This is a genomic window from Streptomyces sp. NPDC087215, assembly GCF_044744885.1.
GTDB lineage: Bacteria > Actinomycetota > Actinomycetes > Streptomycetales > Streptomycetaceae > Streptomyces.
Window position 1 is genome coordinate 24,348 of the sequence record NZ_JBIUZD010000021.1, and the last position, 21,440, is coordinate 45,787.

General features: G+C 71.8%; 1 protein-coding gene. It reads left to right on the forward strand.

What is annotated here, in order from left to right:
• The first annotated feature begins 158 nt into the window (after positions 1-158).
• Complete coding sequence (locus tag ACIO92_RS31880; protein ID WP_402283895.1) at positions 159-21,410, forward strand: hypothetical protein; 21,252 nt, start codon at positions 159-161, stop codon at positions 21,408-21,410.
• The last annotated feature ends 30 nt before the right edge of the window (positions 21,411-21,440 follow it).

Sequence of the window (21,440 nt, forward strand, 5' to 3'; positions counted from 1 at the left end):
GCCGGGCGGTGGCTCGTGGGGCAGCTCGCCCCGCCCCGGGGCGGCTTCTGAGGCCGGTCGGCCCGGGGGACGTCGTACGGGTCCTCCGCTGAACCGCGCGGACGGCTGTCCCCGTTCTTCCGGGCACAGCCGTCCGCCGATCAGAGGACCTCCACGCCATGGCCATCAACCCGCCGGAAGGGATCGCCGACTTCCTCGCCTTCGTGTCGGGCATGGAGTGGCCCGAGGCCGACGAGGACCTCATGCGGCGGGTGTCGGAGCACTACGGCTCCATCGCGCGGGACCTGGAGACGCTGTCCGGGTACGTGATCGAGCTCATCCCGATCGTCAAGAACGACTTCGACGGCGAGGCCGCCGACTCGTTCCTGGTCGCGATGAGGGACCTGACGGGCCAGACGGCGGGCGCGAACCAGCTGGAGCAGACGGCGGAGCTGTCCCGTCAGCTGTCCGAGGTGGCGCTGAAGGTCGCCAACCAGGTCGAGTACTCGAAGATCATGGCGATCCTCCAGCTCGTGCAGCTGCTGGCCGAGATCCTGTTCGCCACCCTCTTCTCCGCCTTCACCTTCGGCGCGGTGTGGGGCCCGGTGTCGGCGCTGTTCGCGGCGACCCGCGAGGGCCTCCACCAGCTCTTCCGGTGGCTGCTCCAGACGATCCTCAGCCAGACCTTCATCGGCATCATGGGCGGCATCTTCCAGGACACGGTGATCCAGCTCTACCAGCTCAACGCGGGCCACACCACGAGCTGGAACACGGAGTCGCTGATCGACTCCATCAAGCAGGGCGCGCTGAGCGGTCTGGTCGCCGGTCCGCTGGAGATCCTCTCGCACTACGGCGGCAACCTGCTCGGCCGGCTCCTCGGCGGCAAGACCCCCGGCTCGATCATCAGCAAGCGGGTCGACGACGTGCTGAACAAGATCGACGACAAGCTGGACGACATCCCGCCCAACCCGAAGCCCGACGTCCCGACGGGTGCGGCGGGCGGCGCGGGCGCGAAGTCGAAGCTGGACGACCTCGCGTCCAAGACGGACAAGGACCTGCCGCCGATCCCGCCCAACAAGGCGCCCGACGTGACGCCTCCCCCGGTCCCGCCGAAGACCGTCGGCGACGGCATCGTGCCCCCGCCCGCCACCGGCAAGCCGAAGGCGGAGGCTCCGGGCGGCGCCCCGGCCAAGGACAAGCCGAACGCGCCCGCCACGGGGACGCCGGGGGCTCCCGCCACGGGCAAGGGCGGCGACGTCCCGACGACGGGGAAGGGGGACGTGCCCACCACCGGAAAGGGAGATGTCCCGACCACGGGGAAGGGCGACGTGCCCACTACGGGGAAGGGCGACGTCCCGACCACCGGCAAGGGCGACGTGCCCACCACCGGCAAGGGCGACGTCCCGACCACCGGCAAGGGCGACGTCCCGACCACCGGCAAGGGCGACGTGCCCACCACCGGCAAGACGGACACGCCCTCGACGGACAAGCCCGACGTTCCGGCCGCGGGCAGGACGGAGACCGTCGGCGGGAACGAGGCACCCGGCGCGGGCAAGGCCGCCGCCGGGGACGCGCCCACGGCGGGAGCGTCCGGCAAGACCCCCGACGCCTCGACGGCCGGCCGGGCCGCGGGCGACGCCGGGACGCCGCTGGACGACCTCCTCGCCACCAAGGAGGCACGGTCGGCCTTCGCCAAGGACGTCGGCGAACTCCTCGGTGGCGTCAGCCGCAACCTGGAGACCGGGTTCATGCGGCTCGGCGAGGGCACCATCGCGGAGTCGTTCACCAAGAAGATGGGCGACGTCTTCTCCGAGCACCTCGGGAAGGAGGGCGCCAGGGAGGCGGGCGAGGCGTTCGGCGAGATGCTGACCCGCAAGTGGGTACGGCTCGGCGCGGACCACACCGAGCTGCCCGACCTCCTCACCAAGGCCATGGGGGACTTCGGCCAGCTCGCGCCGCTCAAGAACCTCGCCGACTCGATGCCGAACCTGTTCGCCCGTTCCGAGCACAGCAACGCCCTGGCCCGCATCTTCAAGCAGGAGAACCCCCTCCAGGGCAGCCCGATGTACCAGCTCGGCGGCGCCGTCGCGTCCCTCCTCAACGAGGGCACGAACGAGATGCTGAGCGAGGGCTTCTACAACCTGATCTTCGGGGACGGCACGTTCACGGTCAGCGGCGGCCCCTTCGCCTCCGGCGTGGCCATGGGAGCGCTGAGCCACGGCCTGCACCGGGCGTTCGAGCCGATCATGGTCAAGTACCAGAACTGGGTCCTCAGCCACCAGCACGCCGAGAACCCGCACGACAGCAAGTACTTCGGACTGCTGCACCCCATCAACATCGCCTCGTTCGTGGCGAACATGACGGGCAACCCGGCACCGTGGCCGGTCCCCCGCCCCACGTCCGAGGCACCGCAGGACCCGAGCTTCACCCGCGACATGAAGGACATGGTGAAGTGGGTCTTCTCCAACCCCATCACCGGCACGCCCTTCTTCGCCGACCTGCCCCAGCGGCCGGACGTCACGGTCGAGAGCGACGGCGACGGCGCCTTCACTCCGCTCGATCTGGACCTGGGTCCCTCGTTCGGCGACGAGATCGCCAAGGACCCGCTGTTCCGGACCGAGTCGGACGGTGACACGTCCACGGACGAGGACGGGAAGAAGGAGGGCGAGGAGGGTTCGGACACGCCCGGCGCGCCGTCGCAGGCCACCGTCTCGTCGGACCTCTCCTCCCTGCTGGGCGGCGACACGGACGGTCCCGTCACGGACCTGACGGACCAGAACCGGGACGCGGCCTCGCCACGCCCCGTGACCCAGAGCGGTGGCGACCGGTTCACCACGCCCGTACAGCAGGAGAACGGTTCCCCGGCTCGTACGGAGGCGCAGGCCGAGACGACGGCGGGCCCCAGGCCCCATCCGCTTCAGGCCGAGATGGACAGGGCCGCCGCCGAGGGACTCGACTACCTCATCCCCTACGACAGCACGGACGACAGCACCACGGTCCCCGACGACATCACCGTTTCCTCCCCCACCACAGCGCCCGTCCACACCACGGCCTCCACCGACTCCACGATTCCGTTCGGCGACGACGGCAGCCACGGGACCGGCGGCGATCGGGGCGGCGACGACGGCAGCACTCCGCCGTCCGACGCCCCGGTCCGGGACATCCCCTCCGGCATCGCCGTCGGTGTCCTCTCCCCCGCCCAGACCACCGCGCTCCAGTCGGTCCCCCAGCGCCCGGGTGTCTTCGTCGTCGGGATGCACACCGATCCGAACACCCCGCACGACCCGGACGCCGTTCTCAAGGCTCTCACCGACGCCCACGACGAGGGCCGCCTCGACGGTGTCACCGAGATCCAGTTCACCGCCTGCGGCCTCGCCTCGCCCGTCCACGAGAACACCGTCAAGACCGTCATGAGCGGCCTGTGGAAGCACCGCGCCACGACGGGCGTCACCACCCCCGACCCGCTCACCGCCCGCGCCGCCGACGCCCCCGTCTGGTACGTGCCCACCACCAGCGGCGACACGACGAGCGGCCACCTCCTCACCGCCCAGCACATCGGACTCACCCCCGACGGGAAGATCGCCGTCGTCGACCAGGGCGCCTGGCACGTCTACGGAGACACCGGCGGCCCCGACCACACGCCCGTCCGTACGACCCCCGACGTGGATGCCCTTCCCGACGACGCGGTCCGCTTCCTCTTCCGTACACCCGCGATCGACGCGGAACATCCGGACGCGGTCAAGTTCGGCCCGGACAGCGGTCTCCCGGACCCGCTGTCCCGGCACCTGCCACGGGAGCGGTGGACGGCCCTGCTGTCCGATCCCGCGACGACGGGGGACCTGCTCGCCGAGGTGACGGACACCCGGCGTGCTCCGGGCGACCCCTGGCACACCATGGACGCGGAGGCGTACCAGGAACTGCGGAAGCGGCTCGGCGTGGAAGAGGGGGACGGCCCCTCGGCCGACACCGTCGAAGAAGCCTTCTCGTCCTACTCGCCCGACCTCTCCGCCGACGCCCCCGACCGTCTCGAAGCCGTCGTGACCCTCATGCGGGAGCTCCACACCGACGCCGACGACGGGCCGCTCACACCGGACGTCCAGATCCTGCTGCAGCGCCTGCTCCAGGACCAGGGCTTCCCCCCTGCCCGGCTGCCCGACGCCGCCCGCACCACCACGTTCTGGACGAAGGACGAGCCGGGCTTCCTGACGGCCGAGCTGACCCTCGGCATGGCCGACGCCACGGACACCGGAAACGCTCCCCTCACCGGAGAGCTGACGGTCGCCCCGGCGGCGACGCCGCCCGACGAGGCTCTGTCGGGACTGCTCCAGGACCCGAGCCAGAAAGCCCTCCTCAGCGAGGTCCTGAACGGCCCGCATCTCCCCGACAGCTCCTGGCACCGTCTGGGCACCGAGGCGTATCTCGCCCTGCGCGCCCAGGTCGAGGGCAGCCCGCTGGCCGATCCCGGTGAGAAGGCGCGCGAGACCCTCGACAAGATCTTCGACGCCCACAGGGAGGCCGTCCGTGCGGCCACCACTCGCGTGGACCAGCTGAAGGCGGTCGCCGAGACGGTCCTGACCCTGCACGCCACCGACGGCCTGGCAGGGGCACCGGAGACCGCACTGACCACCCACTCCAGGTTCCTGGTCCCCCGGATGCTCCTGGACCTCGGCATCACACCCGTGCCCCTGTCGGCCAAGCTCCACGCCAAGACCGCCTGGCAGGCGCCCAAGATGCCCCGGATGAGGAACACGCGCGTCCTGAACTTCGCGACCTCCGTCGCCGACTCCGTCATGGACGCCCATCCCTCCTGGTCCCGCCCCCTCACCTCCGCCCCGGCGGACGACGCCACGCCCGGCATCACACCGCCGGACGGCCGGACGACCGACACCGACCTCCTCTCGGCCTCCGACGCGCCCCCCACCCTCACGCCACAGGACGGCCCCACGCACGACGGGAACGAGGCTCCCGAGCCGAAGGACTGGCGGGAGGAACTGAACGCCCTCGGTACGCCCACAGGGCAGGAGACCACCGCGTATCTGGTGCTGCCCGAGCCGCCGGTCGGGCTGGTGGGCCGGGCGGACCGGCTGCTGCGCACCGACGACCGTCCGTACACCACCCTCACCAAGGACCTCCCCACCGGCACGGAACACTGGCTGGCCGTACGGGTCCCCGCCGGGCACGGCATCGACACCGGTGACGGACGCGTCCTGGTCGGCAAGGACCGGCTGGCAACGGTGACACTCACCGGCCCGGCCGACGCGATCAGCTCCGTCCAGGCTCTCGAACAGGGGCTACGCCCCCCGGGCAGTTCGGAACAGCCCCTCCCGCTCGCCGTACTGAGCCGCGTCGGGCAGGCACTCCACGCCAACCCCGGCAGCGACGAGCACCACACCACCGTCCGGACCGCCGTCCGCGTCGCGTACGCGGAGGCGTCACGCGAAGCCGAGCGGGCCCTCGGCGAACACCTCACCCAGCGAGCAGACGTCCAGGAACAAGTGCGGACGCTCGTGAACACGGCCTGGAACAAACTGTCGGACGAAGAGCGCGGCATGCTCGGCAGCCGAGAGAACGGTGGCAGCGGGTCCGTCGGCAACAACCTCAAGACGCTGGAGGAGGTCGTCAGAAACGGAAACATCCGCGAGCAGATGCACCTGCTCGTGACCGGGGTCCACGGTCCCCTCATGAAGCGGCTGGGGCTGAAGAAGCCCGAACCGGAGATCCTCACGCGTGAGCGGAGCGCACAGGGCACACCGGAGCACCAGACGATCCAGCAGGCAACCGACATCGTCCGGAACATCAAGCGGGAACAGGAGCGGCTGGAGAAGGACCAGGCCGGCAACCCCGGCCTGGAGGCGCTGCTGCGCGCCGAGGAACGCCACAGGCGCACCGAGCTGCGCCCCGAGGAGGCCGTTCCGCCGCTCAGTGAGCGCGAGCGGGCGCACGTCCTGGAGGACGGACGGCTGACGTGGGAGCCGGGCGAGCGGCACCGTCAGATCGCACTGCGCACCAAGAGTCAGGTGACGGCCGAGGCGACCGGCGGTCTGATGAGCGCGGGCACGTCCAACACGACGTACTTCGCACTGACGGTCGTCCACGCCATGGCCCAGAAGTGGGAGGTCCCCGTCGACTACCAGTTGGTGCGGCTCGCCCTGATGGCGGACATGCTCCCGATCGGACACCACACCTTCCACGAGGTCATGACGGCCTCCGAAGCCTTCGAGCAGAACGTACTGGCCAAACAGAAACAGCCCGCCGGAGCCCCGCCGTACACCGATGTCCTGTCGTACACCGACGACTGGGGACGCTTCCGCTCCCTCGCACCGCTCACCGAGAGCGCACTGCGCGAAGCCATGCCAGGCGGAAGGTTCCCGGACGAGGTCGCCCTCGGGCTCGAAGCCCACGAACGGACACCGAACACGCCTTCCCCTCCCTCGGCGGACGCGACCGGCTCTCCGTCGCGGACGCGGCGCACTCTCCGCGCGCTGCCCGACGACGACCTGAAGGCGCTCGTGGACGGGACCCCCGGTCTGACCGACCGGACGGCCGGGCTGCTGCGGGAGGCACTGGGCGACGGCTCGAACACCAACCGCGACTGGCGGCGATTCGACGCCGACTCCTTCCTGGACCTGCACGAGCGGGCCACCCGGCCTGACGACGCCCCGGGCGAACCGCAGAGGGGCGTGTGGGACGAACTCGACTCCCTCATGGAACGCTGGTACGGCATGGACCCGGACATCCCCGAGCCCGACCCCCTGCGGCAGAGTCTGAACTCCTCCTTCGACGCTTACCACGCCGCCCTGGCCGGTGACCCGGGTGACGGGACCCGTCTGACGGCCCTGGCCGGTCTGCTCCTGAAGCTCCGGGAGGGCGGGAACCTCCCGGCGGAGGGCGCGGACGTCTCCGCCGCCCTCGGGGTGGTGGCCCAGCGGCTCCTGGTGGACCAGGGCTACCCGCCCGCGCGGTGGGGATCGGACACCGGCTCCCCGGACTTCTGGCCGGGCGACACCGCCTCGCTGGTGCGGAAGCTGGAGACGGCCATCGGCGACTTCACCCGCCTCCAGCCCGTACGGCGGACTCCCACCGGCATCGCCGTCGGCCCCATGAACGCCGCCCAGTCCAGGGCGCTCAGCGCCCTGCCGCCGAGCCCCGGCATCTTCGTCGTCGGCACGCACACCGACCCGGACACCCCGCACGACCCCGCCGTCCTCCTCAAGGCCCTCACCGACGCCCACGACGAAGGCCGTCTCAACGACATCACCGAGATCCGCTTCACCGGCTGCGACCTCGCCACACCCCTCCACGAGGGGACCGTGAAGACCGTCATGAGCGGCCTGTGGAAGCACCGCTCGGACGCGGGCACCACGACCACCCCCGACCCGCTCACCGCCCGCGCCGCCGACGCCCCCGTCTGGTACATGCCCACGGGGAACGGGCTGCTGCTCACCGCCCAGCACATCGGGCTCACCTCCGACGGGAAGATCGCCGTCGTCGAACAGGGCACCTGGCACGTCTACGGCGACAGCGGCGCCCCCCAGCACACACCTGTCCGTACGACCCCCGACGCCGACGCCCTCCCCGACAACACGGTCCGCTTCCCCTCCCGCACACCCGAGAACGACGCGGAACACCCCTCCGCCGTCAAGTTCGGCCAGTTCGGCCAATCGCCGCCCGACAACGGCGAGGGATCCAGCAGCAATGCGCGTTCCCAGCCCCACCAGACGTCGGAGCAGTCACCGCCCGACAACGGCGAGGGGTCCAGCACCGGCGTGGTCCCCGACCCCCACCAGGCGCCGGAGCAGACTCCGGTCCAGACGCCGCCCGACGGCAGTCCGCTCGCCATGGCCCGGGACGCCTCGATCGAGGACCTGGTCCGGATCCGGTACATGCAGGAGTCGGAGGCGTTCGAAAGGCGTCTCGCCAACCACCTGTTCGACCTGCAGCCCGTACAGGAGATGGCGGCTTTCCTGGCCCGCGCGGTCGTGGGCACCTTCCGCAACACACCGTTCTACGACAGCCTGAGCCAACCCAGCAGATCCGTACCCGGCGCCGTGGGCACCCATCGCGGCGAGTGGGAGCGGGTCGCGGAGTCCGGCAACGCGCGGGAGCGCATGACGCTGTTCTTCCAGGCCATCGCCTCCACGGCCCTCCCCACCTTCGTCAACTTCCCCGCCGACTACCCGCCCTCCCTGCACCGCGAGCGTCTGCAAAGGGAGAACAATCCCGACTCCACGGAATACACGGCCCTCGACAACTTCCGCAAGAACGTGGGGCCCACGCGGTGGAACTCCCCCGAACACGCGCGGGCCAACGAGAGGTGGCGCGCCCTGGACTCCGTCCTGCGGCCCTTCCGGGCCGTCGAGGTCCACCCGCCCCTGAGCGCGACCGAGGAGCGCAGGGCCGTGAACAGCCGGGGCCAGATGATCTGGAACCCCGGCGGAGCCAGCCTGCGGATCCGGATGGACCAGATGTACCAGCGGGCCGCGGAGGAGGCGGGCCGACTGGTCAGGTCGGGCACCTCGGGCTCGGGCTTCTACTTCCACCGGTACGCCGAGATGCTGGCGGGGCGGCTGAACATCCGGATCGACCACAGGGATCTGCGGCTCGCGGTCATCGCCGCCTTCCTCAGCGAGGGGCACCACACCCTGCCCGAAGTACTGTCGGCTTCCTCCCTGTTCGCCGAGGAGTACCTGGCGGCCGTGCCCTCGCAGGACGGCCAGCCCCCACGGCCGGACGTCCAGGCCCTGCTCCAGCCGGTCGGTGACCCCGCTCCGGTGTGGGACCGCTACAGCGTCCTTCCGCCGCTGTCCCCGGACGATCTGCGCGGGGAGGTCGCGCGCGACGGCCTCTTCCCCCACGAGCACGCCGAGAACCTCCGGCGGCAACTGGAGGAACAACGCGGGCCGGACCCGCAGGCCACCGAGGACACGGACAGTGACAGCGGCAGTGACGTGAGCTACGAGACGGACACCGGTAGCGACGAAAGTTACGAGACGGACAGCGACGGCACGGAGAGCGACGACGACGAGAGCGACGACGAGGGAACCGAACCCCCCACGGGAAGCGAGCCCTCCCACGGTGGTGACGGCTTCGGGAAGGGAAAGGGCAAGGCCCGGTACGACAACGGCAGTCCCCACGTCCCCGAGGACTCCCCCCACTCCCTGCCGGGGCAGTTGCGGCCCGAGGAGGTCTCCCCGGCTGACCGGCCGGTCACGGCGGACCGGTGGTCGGCGTGGCAGTGGACGCCCGGCCGCCAGGACGTGCCGCCGCCCGCCCGGATCCGTACCGAACGCTTCGACCCGGCGGCCGACCCGGACGTCACGGGCCCGTTCCCGGGCACGGCGGACCGGCGGAACGAGGACGGCACGCTCGCGGGCCACCGCACCCGCATCAGCGCGGACGTCGAGCGCTTCACCGTGCCCCCGGACGGGAACGGCGCGCCGGGCGGAGCCGTACGTCTGGTACGCGTCACCCTTCCGGTGGCGGTCGACGGTTCCTGGTCGACGGCCGACGTCACCGCGCTGGGGGAACGGCTCCAGGGGCTTCTCGACAGTCGTGTGAACCTGGGCTTCCGGCTGCCCCGTGGCGGTGACCAACTCCACATGGAGGTGGTGCTCGACCCCAGGCCCGTGCCCCGGGACGGAACCCCGGGCGAGGACTGGATCACCGTGAGCCGGGACGCCGGGCCCGGGAACAGGTCCGACCAACTGCACTTCCGGCTGCACGCCGACGACACGGACCCGGACGTCAGGGACCGAGACGACGCCATGCTGCTGCACGAGGTGCTGCACTACGCGGGCCTTCCCGACCGCTACCACGACGCCGAGACGCTGTTCCGGCACACGCCCGACCGGGCCGACGCGTCCGGGGTCATGGCGACGGCCACGCTGCCCGACGGCACCCTGCCCCGCCGCTATCTGGAGTCCGGCCCCGTCCTCCACGACAACGCCGGTCCCGGTACGTGGAGCGCACCGGGGTCCGTTCCCGTACGGGACATCCCGGCCGGGATCACGGTCGGCGCCCTCTCCTCCGCGCAGACCGCCGCGCTCCGGGCGTTCCCGCCGAGCCCGGGTGTCTTCGTCGTCGGGATGCACACCGATCCGAACACCCCGCACGACCCGGACGCCGTTCTCAAGGCTCTCACCGACGCCCACGACGAGGGCCGCCTCGACGGTGTCACCGAGATCCAGTTCACCGCCTGCGGCCTCGCCTCGCCCGTCCACGAGAACACCGTCAAGACCGTCATGAGCGGCCTGTGGAAGCACCGCTCGGATTCCGGCACCACGACCACTCCCGACCCGCTCACCGCCCGCGCCGCCGACGCCCCCGTCTGGTACGTGCCCACGGCCGGAGGGCATCTGCTCACGGCCCAGCACATCGGACTCACCCCCGACGGGAAGATCGCCGTCGTCGACCAGGGCGCCTGGCACGTCTACGGAGACACCGGCGGACCCGACCACACACCCGCCCGCACCACTCCCGATGCCGACACCCTCCCCGACAACACGGTCCGCTTCCCCTCCCGCACGCCCGAGATCGACGCGGAACACCCGGACGCCGTCAAGTTCGGCCACAGCACCGGTCTTCCGGATCTCCTGTCCGCACACCTGCCACGGGAGCGGTGGACGGCCCTGCTGTCCGATCCCGCGACGACGGGGGACCTGCTCGCCGAGGTGACGGACACCCGGCGTGCTCCGGGCGACCCCTGGCACACCATGGACGCGGAGGCGTACCAGGAACTGCGGAAGCGGCTCGGCGTGGAAGAGGGGGACGGCCCCTCGGCCGACACCGTCGAAGAAGCCTTCTCGTCCTACTCGCCCGACCTCTCCGCCGACGCCCCCGACCGTCTCGAAGCCGTCGTGACCCTCATGCGGGAGCTCCACACCGACGCCGACGAGGGGCCGCTCACACCGGACGTCCAGATCCTGCTGCAGCGCCTGCTCCAGGACCAGGGCTTCCCCCCTGCCCGGCTGCCCGACGCCGCCCGCACCACGACATTCTGGACGAAGGACGAGCCGGGCTTCCTGACGGCCGAGCTGACCCTCGGCATGGCCGACGCCACACGGGACGGAAGTGCCCCCCTCACCGGGGAGATCACGCCCGCACCGGCGGCGACACCGTCCGACCAGTCCCTGACGGACCTGCTCCCCGACTCGGAAGACGAGCAGAAGGCTCTGCTCCGCGAGGTGCTGGACGGCGCGCACCTCCCCGGGGGCCCCTGGCACTCCCTGGACGCCAAGGCGTACCTCGCGCTGCGGTCCCGGGTCGAGGGCGGCTCACCCGACGATCCCGGCCCGGAGGTACGGAACTCCCTCGACCAGATCCTCAACGACTACAAGGCCACCCTGGAGAAGGCCACCACCCGTGTGGATCAGCTGAAGGCCCTCGCCGACACGGTCCTGACGCTGCACGCGACCGTCGGCATCCCGGGGTCGCCGGAGAACGCGCTGGCCTCCCATTCCCGGTTCCTGGTCCCCCGGATGCTCCTGGACCTCGGCATCACACCCGTGCCCCTGCCGGACAAGCTCCACGCCAAGACCGCCTGGCAGGCGCCCAAGATGCCCCGGATGAGGAACACGCGCGTCCTGAACTTCGCGACCTCCGTCGCCGACTCCGTCATGGACGCCCATCCCTCCTGGTCCCGCCCCTTCACCTCCGCCCCGGCGAACAGCGGAGGCTCCGACAGCACACCGTCGGGCGACCCGACGACCGGTGGCGGCACCCCCGACGCGTCGGCCGCCCCGGGTACCCCCGCGCACCAGGACGGGGCCGCGCCCGTCGGGGACGGTGCTCCCGAGCCGAGGAACTGGCGGGAGGAACTGGACGCCCTCGGCACCCGCACGGAGGAGGAGACCACCGCGTATCTGGTGCTCCCCGAGCCGCCGGTCGGGCTGGTGGGCCGGGCGGACCGGCTGCTGCGCACCGACGACCGTCCGTACACCACCCTCACCAAGGACCTCCCCACCGGCACGGAACACTGGCTGGCCGTACGGGTCCCCGCCGGGCACGGCATCGACACCGGTGACGGACGCGTCCTGGTCGGCAAGGACCGGCTGGCAACGGTGACACTCACCGGACCGGCCGACGCGATCAGCTCGGTCCAGGCTCTCGAACAGGGCCTGCGGCCCCCGGGCAGTTCGGAACAGCCCCTCCCGCTCGCCGTACTGAGCCGCGTCGGGCAGGCACTCCACGCCAACCCCGGCAGCGACGAGCACCACACCACCGTACGGACCGCCGTCCGCGTCGCGTACGCGGAGGCGTCACGCGAAGCCGAGCGGGCCCTCGGCGAACACCTCACCCAGCGAGCAGACGTCCAGGAACAAGTGCGGACGCTCGTGAACACGGCCTGGAACAACCTGTCGGACGTCGAACGGCTTGAGCTCGGCTCCGGGAAGAACTCCGGCAGCGGGTCCGTCGGCAACAACCTCCAGACGCTGGAGGAGGTCGTCAGAAACGGAAACATCCGCGAGCAGATGCACCTGCTCGTCAGCGGGGTCCACGGTCCCCTCATGAAGCGGCTGGGGCTGAAGAAGCCCGAACCGGAGATCCTCACGCGTGAGCGGAGCGCACAGGGCACGCCCGAGAACCAGCGGATCCAGCAGGACACCGACATCGTCCGGAACATCAAGCGGGAACAGGAGCGGCTGGAGAAGGACCAGGCCGGCAACCCCGGCCTGGAGGCGCTGCTGCGCGCCGAGGAACGCCACAGGCGCACCGAGCTGCGCCCCGAGGAGGCCGTTCCGCCGCTCAGTGAGCGCGAGCGGGCGCACGTCCTGGAGGACGGACGGCTGACGTGGGAGCCGGGCGAGCGGCACCGTCAGATCGCACTGCGCACCAAGAGTCAGGTGACGGCCGAGGCGACCGGCGGTCTGATGAGCGCGGGCACGTCCAACACGACGTACTTCGCCCTCACCGTCATCCACGCCATGGCCCAGAAGTGGAAGGTCCCCGTCGACTACCAGTTGGTGCGGCTCGCCCTGATGGCGGACATGCTCCCGATCGGACACCACACCTTCCACGAGGTCATGACAGCCTCCGAAGCCTTCGAGCAGAACGTACTGGCCAAACAGAAACAGCCCGCCGGAGCCCCGCCGTACACCGACGTCCTGTCGTACACCGACGACTGGGGACGCTTCCGCTCCCTCGCACCGCTCACCGAGAGCGCACTGCGCGAAGCCATGCCCGGCGGAAGGTTCCCCGACGAGGTCGCCCTCGGGCTCGAAGCGCACGAGCGGACACCGAACACCGTTTCCTCCCTGTCGTCGGACCGGCGCACCCTGCGCGCGCTCCCCGACAGTGAGCTGAAGACGCTCCTGGACGGCACACCCGGTCTCACCGACCGGACGGCCGGGCTGCTGCGGGAGGCACTGGGCGACGGCTCGAACACCAACCGCGACTGGCGGCGATTCGACGCGGACTCCTTCCTGGACCTGCACGAGCGGGCCACCCGGCCGGACGACGCCGTCCAGGACCCGCAGAGGGGCGTGTGGGACGAACTCGACTCCCTCATGGAACGCTGGTACGGCATGGACCCGGACATCCCCGAGCCCGACCCCCTGCGGCAGAGTCTGAACTCCTCCTTCGACGCTTACCACACCGCCCTGGCCGGTGACCCGGGTGACGGGACCCGTCTGACGGCCCTGGCCGGTCTGCTCCTGAAGCTCCGGGAGGGCGGGAACCTCCCGGCGGAGGGCGCGGACGTCTCCGCCGCCCTCGGGGTGGTGGCCCAGCGGCTCCTGGTGGACCAGGGCTACCCGCCCGCGCTGTGGGGATCGGACACCGGCTCCCCGGACTTCTGGCCGGGCGACACCGCCGCGCTGGTGCGGAAGCTGGAGACGGCCATCGGCGACTTCACCCGCCGCGAGCCGGTGCGGCGGACCCCGGCGGGCATCGCCGTCGGCCCGATGAACGCGGCCCAGTCCAGGGCGCTCAGCGCCCTGCCGCCGAGCCCCGGCGTCTTCACCGTGGGCACGCACACCGACCCGGACACCCCGCACGACCCCGCCGTCCTCCTCAAGGCCCTCACCGACGCCCACGACGAAGGCCGTCTCAACGACATCACCGAGATCCGCTTCACCGGCTGCGACCTCGCCACACCCCTCCACGACGCAACCGTGAAGACCGTCATGAGCGGCCTGTGGAAGCACCGTGCCGAGACCGGCACGGGGACGGGTCCCCTCACCGCGCTCGCCGCCGACGCCCCCGTCTGGCACGTGCCCGGCGGCGGCGGGCTGTTCACGGCCCGCCGGGTGGGCGTGACCGCCGACGGAAAGGTCACCGTCTTCGCCGACGGCGCGGACTGGCACCGCTTCAGCGACACCGGGGCGCCCGACCACACCGCCGAGAGCGTCCCCGTCGGGGACGACGGGGTGCCCGCCGACGCCGAGCGGACCACGCGCCACGACGATCCCGCGTTCGAAAAAACGGTCGGGGACCGTGACGAGCACGGCAGGGCCGTGTCGTTCGGGGGGACCGACAACGGCGAGGGCTCATCGGACTCACCTCGGCGACAGCCGCTCGACTCCTCGCCGAAGGACGTCACACCCGCTTCCGCTCCCTGGTACGTCACCGACGGCGGGGCGCTCGGCGACGGGCGGGTCCTGTCCGTGACCGGGCCCGCCCAGGTGACCCGGCCCCTGAGGGAGGCCAGGATCGCCCTGACGCGGGCCGGGGTCGCCGAGGAGACGGCCGGCAAGATCATGAAGCGGCTGCGCCCCCTGCTCAGCAGCACGGACACCGGCGTCTGGAACAGCCTCCTGCGCAACGGGCTGGTCTTCCACACCGGCGGCAAGGTCGTGGTCGTGACCGCCCGCCCCGACGGCCTCACGCACCGCGCCGCGCAGCCCGAGGAGGACCTGGCCCCGTACGCCTCGCGCGGCCAGGCCGTCACCAACCGCGCGGTGTCCACGGGCGGCAACCTCTCGGCGTCGGGCGGCGTGGACGCCGTGGTGAAGCTGGCGAACGTGGCGGACCTCACCGGGGCGGTCCCGTCCGTCAAGGTCCAGGCGGGCACCACGTACACCGCGTCCCGGACCGCCACGGCGGACACCCAGGGCGTCGGCCGGACGGTGCTCAAGGGGATGCACGAGTTCGACGGGCACGTGCGCGTCGAGGTGCACGTCCTCGACGGGGACGGGACGCGCGCGCACGAGGCGGCCTTCACCTTCCCCCAGGAACTGCGGCTCGCCCTGCCGGAGGGCATCGGGCCCCCGGACGACACCACGGCCTGGAAGGTCGTGGCCCCCGACGCGCTCAAGTCCGCGCTCTCCACGGTCAACGCGGTCGCGCCGGGGCCTCTGCTGGCCGATCTCGCCTCGGCCATGGGCAGGGCCGGGTTCGCCCCGTCCGTCACCACGGCGTTCGTCTCGAAGGTCGCCACGGACTTCTTCAACGAGAAGTCCCTCAAGGACGGCAACCAGTGGTGGAGCGCCGGGAACCTGACCTCCGGGGTGTTCTCGGCGGGCGGGTTCCTGAGGAAGTCGTTGTCGGGACACTTCCTGGTCAGCGCCGAACTGACCAGCCTCCGGAAGGTGGGCGAGACCAGCGAGGACCTGAGGGTGCGGGAGGACTTCTCCGACGCGTTCGGGGTGAAGTCGAGCAGTAAGTTCGGCGACAAGTCAGGGCTCACGGTGGCCGCGTCCTTCTTGACGGACACCAGGAAACCCATGGTCGTTCCGAGCGTGGAGCTGGCCGTCAACGCGGCGCGCTCGCACAACTCCGACGTGGGGGGCTCGGACAAGACCAAGACGAGGCTCAAGCACGCCGAGGAGAAGCAGGCCGAGTACCGGGCGACCGCCCGGTTCCACGTGGAGTTCCTGTCGGCGTCGAAGCGGACGGCGCTGTCGTTCGACTCGGCGCTGGACCTCGCGGTGGGCGTGCCCAGCTCCCAGTCCGACGCCTTCGAGACCCGGCTGCTGGGCTCCGCGCGGGAGGAGTTCCAGGCGGACCGGCCGATCACGGACACGCCCGGGACCCCGCCTCCCTGGCACTCCCGGGTGGGTCAGGCCGTACGGGACCTGCTGCGGCTCTCCCGTCAGGGATCCTCCCTCACCCTCGATGTCGGCAGGGCCCGGCCGTTCCCCAACGGAGGAATTCCGGACCCCGCGGAACTGCTGAAGATCGCCGATCGGCATCCGGTCGAGATCGTCCCGTCGAACGGCACCCTCCCCGACGGGGCCACCTGGACGCGGCTGGGCGAACACCCCCGGGTGACGGTCGTCACCGACGCGGACAGGTACGGACTCGCGCACGCGACCCGGTCCCTGGCGTCCTTCCGCTACCACGTGGACACCGAGGGGCGCATCACCGCGGCCCAGCGCCTGCGCACCTCCACCTTCACCGAGTTGTTCGGCCCGCTGGAGCCGGGGGACGCCGGTCTCACCCAGCTCACCCAGCTCAACGCCCGACGTCCCTGGCTCGGCTTCACGGTGCACAGGACCGGGGGAACCACACAGCACGTCCCCGGCACTCCCACGGCGGACGGGCTGTCGCTGACCGTCCGCGAGGGCGACGACGGGCTGCTGGTCGTCGAGGGGTCCCTGCGCCACCCCGTCGAACAGCTCATCGGCAATCTCGCCGACGACGACGGCCCGGTGACGGCCGAGCAGATCATGGGCGAACTGGAGTCCCTCGATCCCCGGCACGGCCCGGTGGAGGTACGGGTCGCCGGGGACTTCGCGGGGCTCGATGAACTCCGCACCCGACTCGGCGAGCGCACGGACCTCGTCTTCCGGGAGGAGACCGACCCCAGGCGGCCGACCGGGAACGTGATGCGGGTGGACGGGGAGGGCGCGCTGCACGGCCCCTTCCGCCAGAAGGCCTTCGAGCACGACCCCCTCGAACCGCCCGCCCTCGCCTCGCGCGCCGGACTCGGCCCCGGCACGGTCGGCGAACTCCCCGGCTCGCACAAGGTGATGGAGACCGCGCGCGACTGGCTCGACCGGCATCTGGAGCGGACCGGCCTGAGGAAGCGGTTGAACGAGGCGGAGTACGCGCAGTTCCACCGGGAGCTCACGGCCGCCTTCGGCACGGCCGGTATGCGGGCCCGCTTCCCCAAGCTCCTCGGCTCCGGCGTCCCGCTCGTCCTCAAGGCGGGCGATCAGGAGCTCCGGCTGCACCTGCGCTCCGAACTGCTCGACCTGCGGAACAGCTCCAGGAGCGACGGTCTGTCGCTGACCCGCTCGGTGGCACGGAGCGCCAACCAGGCCGTGGGCGTCGCCGACCAGGTGTCCCTGTCGGCCACCCTCGGCGCGACCCTGCGGTTCGACACCCGGGAGAACCAGCGGGCCGAGCCCGGGGGCAAGATCGGCGTCGGCGGTACGCCCTCGAACGTCAAGGACTCCGTGGCCACCACCCTCAAGGCGTCCCGCGAGCAGGAGACCAGCGGCTCGCACACGGTGTTCACCTACGCGGCCGTCCACCATCTGACGGCCACGGTCCACGACTCCAAGGGCGACCGGGTGTCCGGTTCGTCGCTGCGCGTCGAGGGCGACGACGTCTCCGCCGTGGTGCGCGTCGGCGACGACCACCTGCCGGGCGCCACGGACGATCGACGGCCCGTGGGCCACGCGGAGGAGCTCCCGCCCGGCCATCTGGACAGGTTCGCGGATACGGACCCCCAGGAGTTCGTCCTTCCGCGGAACGGGCTCGGCGGCGTCCATCCCGATTTCCTGAGCACCCGGGAGCTCACCGACACCGTGGTCAGGCTGGTCGCCGAACACGGCGGCGTGAAACCGGCGAAGCCAGGGGACGAGGACTTCGACCGGCTCTCCGGGGACAAGGGCGGCACCCTGCGCCGGAGCCTCACCCCCGAGATGGAGGAGGTCTTCACCCCCAACTTCCTCCAGTCCCGGTTCGAGCAGCTCACGAGCCCGGACGGCGCGGTGTTCCCGCTGCCGCCGGACTCGTCCGGCCGCGGCCAGGCCCTCGTGGTCCGGCTGCGGCTCGGCCTCCCCGTGCACGAGACGACCGGTAAGGGCACCAGCCTGACGTACTCGGCGGAGACGGGGACCAAGTCCAGCACGGCCAAGACCCGTTCGCTGAACTACGGCGGCGGTGTCAGCGCCGGCGGGTACGCCTCCCTCGACGGGAAGTCGGTCGCCGCGGGCGTGGCGGCGGAAGCGACCTGGACGCACACGAAGACGCGTACCGTCGCCTCCGCAGGGACCGGAAGCTCGACGGTCACGTACAAGGGCACGAGCCACCACTACCGTGCCGACGCCCACTACGAGATCACCCATCACACCTGGCAGCCCGACGGCCGCCTCTCGGCCACCCCGTCGGGCCATTCCTCCGCCGGCCGGTACGTGAAGGTGGACGGCGGCGTGGAGCTGACCGCCACCGAACACCAGGCCCGCACGCTCGGGATGCCCGGGGTCGAACCCCTGTCCGACGCGGCCCCGGAGCCGTTCTCGTATGTCGACGCCGACCTGGCGAAGGCCGTCTCCCATGTCGAGAAGCTCGGCGCGGACACCGTGCTGGGCGAGATCAAGGACCTGCTCGACGATCTGAAGGTGCTCCCGGACCACCTCGTCAAGAACGCTCCCACGGACCTCGGCCGCGCTCTGGACACCGTCTTCTCCCCGGAGGCGCTGCGGGCCAACTTCGCCGCCCTCACCACCACCTCGGTGCACCAGGTGATCAAGCTGCGGCAGATCACCGGCGGAACGCGGCTGATCGGTATCCAGGTCACCGCCGACCTCGGGGACCCCACGCACAGGGGCCCCCGCGACCAGGTCACGCTCGCCATGGGCGACACCGCCACCCGGTCGACCGCGTCCGCGTCCGGGACGTCGGCCAAGGGGGGCGTCCAGCTCTCCGCCACCGTCAAGGCGACCGACGCGAACGGGTCGGCACGCGGCGGCGCCAAGGGCGGCGCCGGAGCGGAGACCTCCGTCGGCCGCACCGAGACCGTCACCACTTCGGAGCGCGACCAGCACGGCTTCGAGGTCACCGGCACGGTACGGGAGTTCAGCCATCCGGTCACGTACACCGTGAAGATCTTCGAGTCCTCCGAGGCCCACCAACTGGCCCGGCTGGCAGGGGCCGCGCTCAGCGCCCCGGTCCAGCTGATCGACCTGGCCACGGACGGCCGGGCCGGACGGTGGTTCGCCGAACAGTGGGGCCCGCGGTGGGAGGAGCTCTTCCCCTCGGGCCGCAGGCCCGTGCGGGGGACGACGATCCCTGACTGCGAAGCCCGGCTGCTGGTGCCCGACCACCTGACCCGGCCGGGCACGACGCCCCCCGCTCCGGTGGAACCGGTCGGCCGTGTCCGCCCCGACGGCCCCACCGACGTGCCCCCCGCCTTCCAGCGGCTGACCCGTGCCCTGGCCCCGTCGGTGCAGGCCCTCTCCCTGCCCGGACTCGACGGCGTCGTGAAGTGGCTGCCGACCTCCGCCGCCCTCCCCCATCGGGTCACGGAGCGCGACACCGGGACCCTCACCCGCAAGGACCTCGCCCCGGCGACCCTCGCGGGCCTGCGGGCCGATCTGCTGACCACCGAAAGGAACCTGCGCGCCAACATCCGGCAGTTGCTCGGCGACGGCTACCCGGTGCCGGTGGCGGACGGCGAGCAGATCACCGTACGGATGATCGTCCGCCGGACCCGTCACCTCGCTTCCGGGGAGTTCGACGCGAACGTGGAGACGGAGGTGAGGGAACAGGAGACGGAACGGGAACACGAGCGGACCACGCTCAGTTGGTCCGGCTCGATCGCCCCGGACGGTCCCGTGCACTCCACGGGCGCGGGTACCCCTGAGGGCCCCGGCGTCACCGGCGTCACCACGAACCTGGGCGGGTCCGCGGGCGCCGGAGGCGAGCACGGGCACAGCCTCAGCACGACCCGGAGCGAGACCGTCGACGAACGGGACAAGAAGAAGGACACCCAGCACTACTACAAGGCCGACGTGACCTGGGTCCTCACGGGCAGCCGCAGGACCACCGTCGAGGTCGAGGTCGACGGCGGTCTGATCGGTCTGCTGCACGACGACCTGGCCGAGGCACTGGCGGACGGGCACCCGGACCTGTTCCAGCGGAAGCCCGCGCCGGAAACCAGGAACGACACCGAGACGACTCCGAAGGACGAGCCCGAGGACGAGGAAGGCGAGCAGGACAACGACAAGGACAGGGACGCGGACCAGAACCAGAATCGGAACGAGGACGGGGACGAGGGGCAGGACCGGGACTCGGACGCGGACGCGGACGCGGACGCGGAGCAGGACCGGAACCAGAACCAGAATCGGGACGCGAACGAGGACGAGAACGGGGAGCAGGACCGGAACCGGAGCGAGAGGCAGGAAAGGGGTGAGGACGAGGACCGGGTGAAGTCCGGACCGGAGGTGACCCCGCCGTCCATCGTCGTCACCCCGCCCACCGGCACCGGCACCGGCGTGGCCCCCTCCCCGATCGACCCGACCAGGCTCGCCCCGCCCGCAGGCCCTCCCGGTCCCGTGCCCGGTATGACCGTCACCCCGCCCGACGAGGCCGACACGCCCGTCCCCGGCGACGACGGGCCCGTGTCCCTCGATCCGACCCGGCTGGCCCCGCCCGCCACTCCCCCGGGTCCGGTGCCCTGGGTCACGGTCACCCCGCCCGAGGGCGTACCTCTCCCGTCGGCCGAACCCGTCCTGCGGGTCACCGGGTACGAGACGGTGGGGACGGCGCCGCAGGCCCGCCGGACCGGGGAGGCGCGGGTGGAACTGTTCGCGGAGGGCGCCGATCCGATCGCGCTCGCCCTCGGCGGCCCGCCGAAGGACGCCGGTTCCTTCCCCGCGTACCGGCTCGTACGGCCGGTCGGGGCGGTGGAGGAGCAGCCCGCGCTCCAGGTGTCCGACGACCGCCGGTTCGCGGTGCCGGACCAGCGGGGCGGGGCCCGGGAGTTCTACGCCACGGCGGACGCCGTCGCGCAGGCGCGGACCCGGCTGCTCCCCGCCGCCGGGACGCGGCTGGAGGTCGATCCGGAGTCGTCCGTCCGCTTCACCCTGGACGGGGTGGAGCACACCCTGCACCGGGTCACCGTGCGGGGCGGGGACCCCGGCACCGTACCCCTGGTGCTCGCGGGTGACGCCGGGAGTCGCCACATCACCCTCCAGGGTGACGTCCGGCCCGATCTGCGGGACGCCGACATGCGGCGCGCCGTGGCCGCGAACCTCGACCACTACGGGCCGGAGCTGGAAGCGCTCGCGGAGAAGCTGGAGGCCGGTCCCGGGCGGACGGATCCCCGCACGGTGCTGGCGCGTGCCCTGGCCGACCTGCACCGGATGCGGGAGGCGGGGGCCGGTCCCGCCGACCTGGCGCGGGCCGAGGCGGAGGCGGTACGGGCCTTCAGGGCCACCGTCGGTGACGAGTACGGGTCCCCGGAGGACGACTGGCAGGTGCGTCTGACCGAGCCGACCGCCCCCGTCGAGCTGTCGGCCTCGGACTGGTCGCTGTTCTAGGGGATCCGCGACGGGAGTGAACCGTGCCCG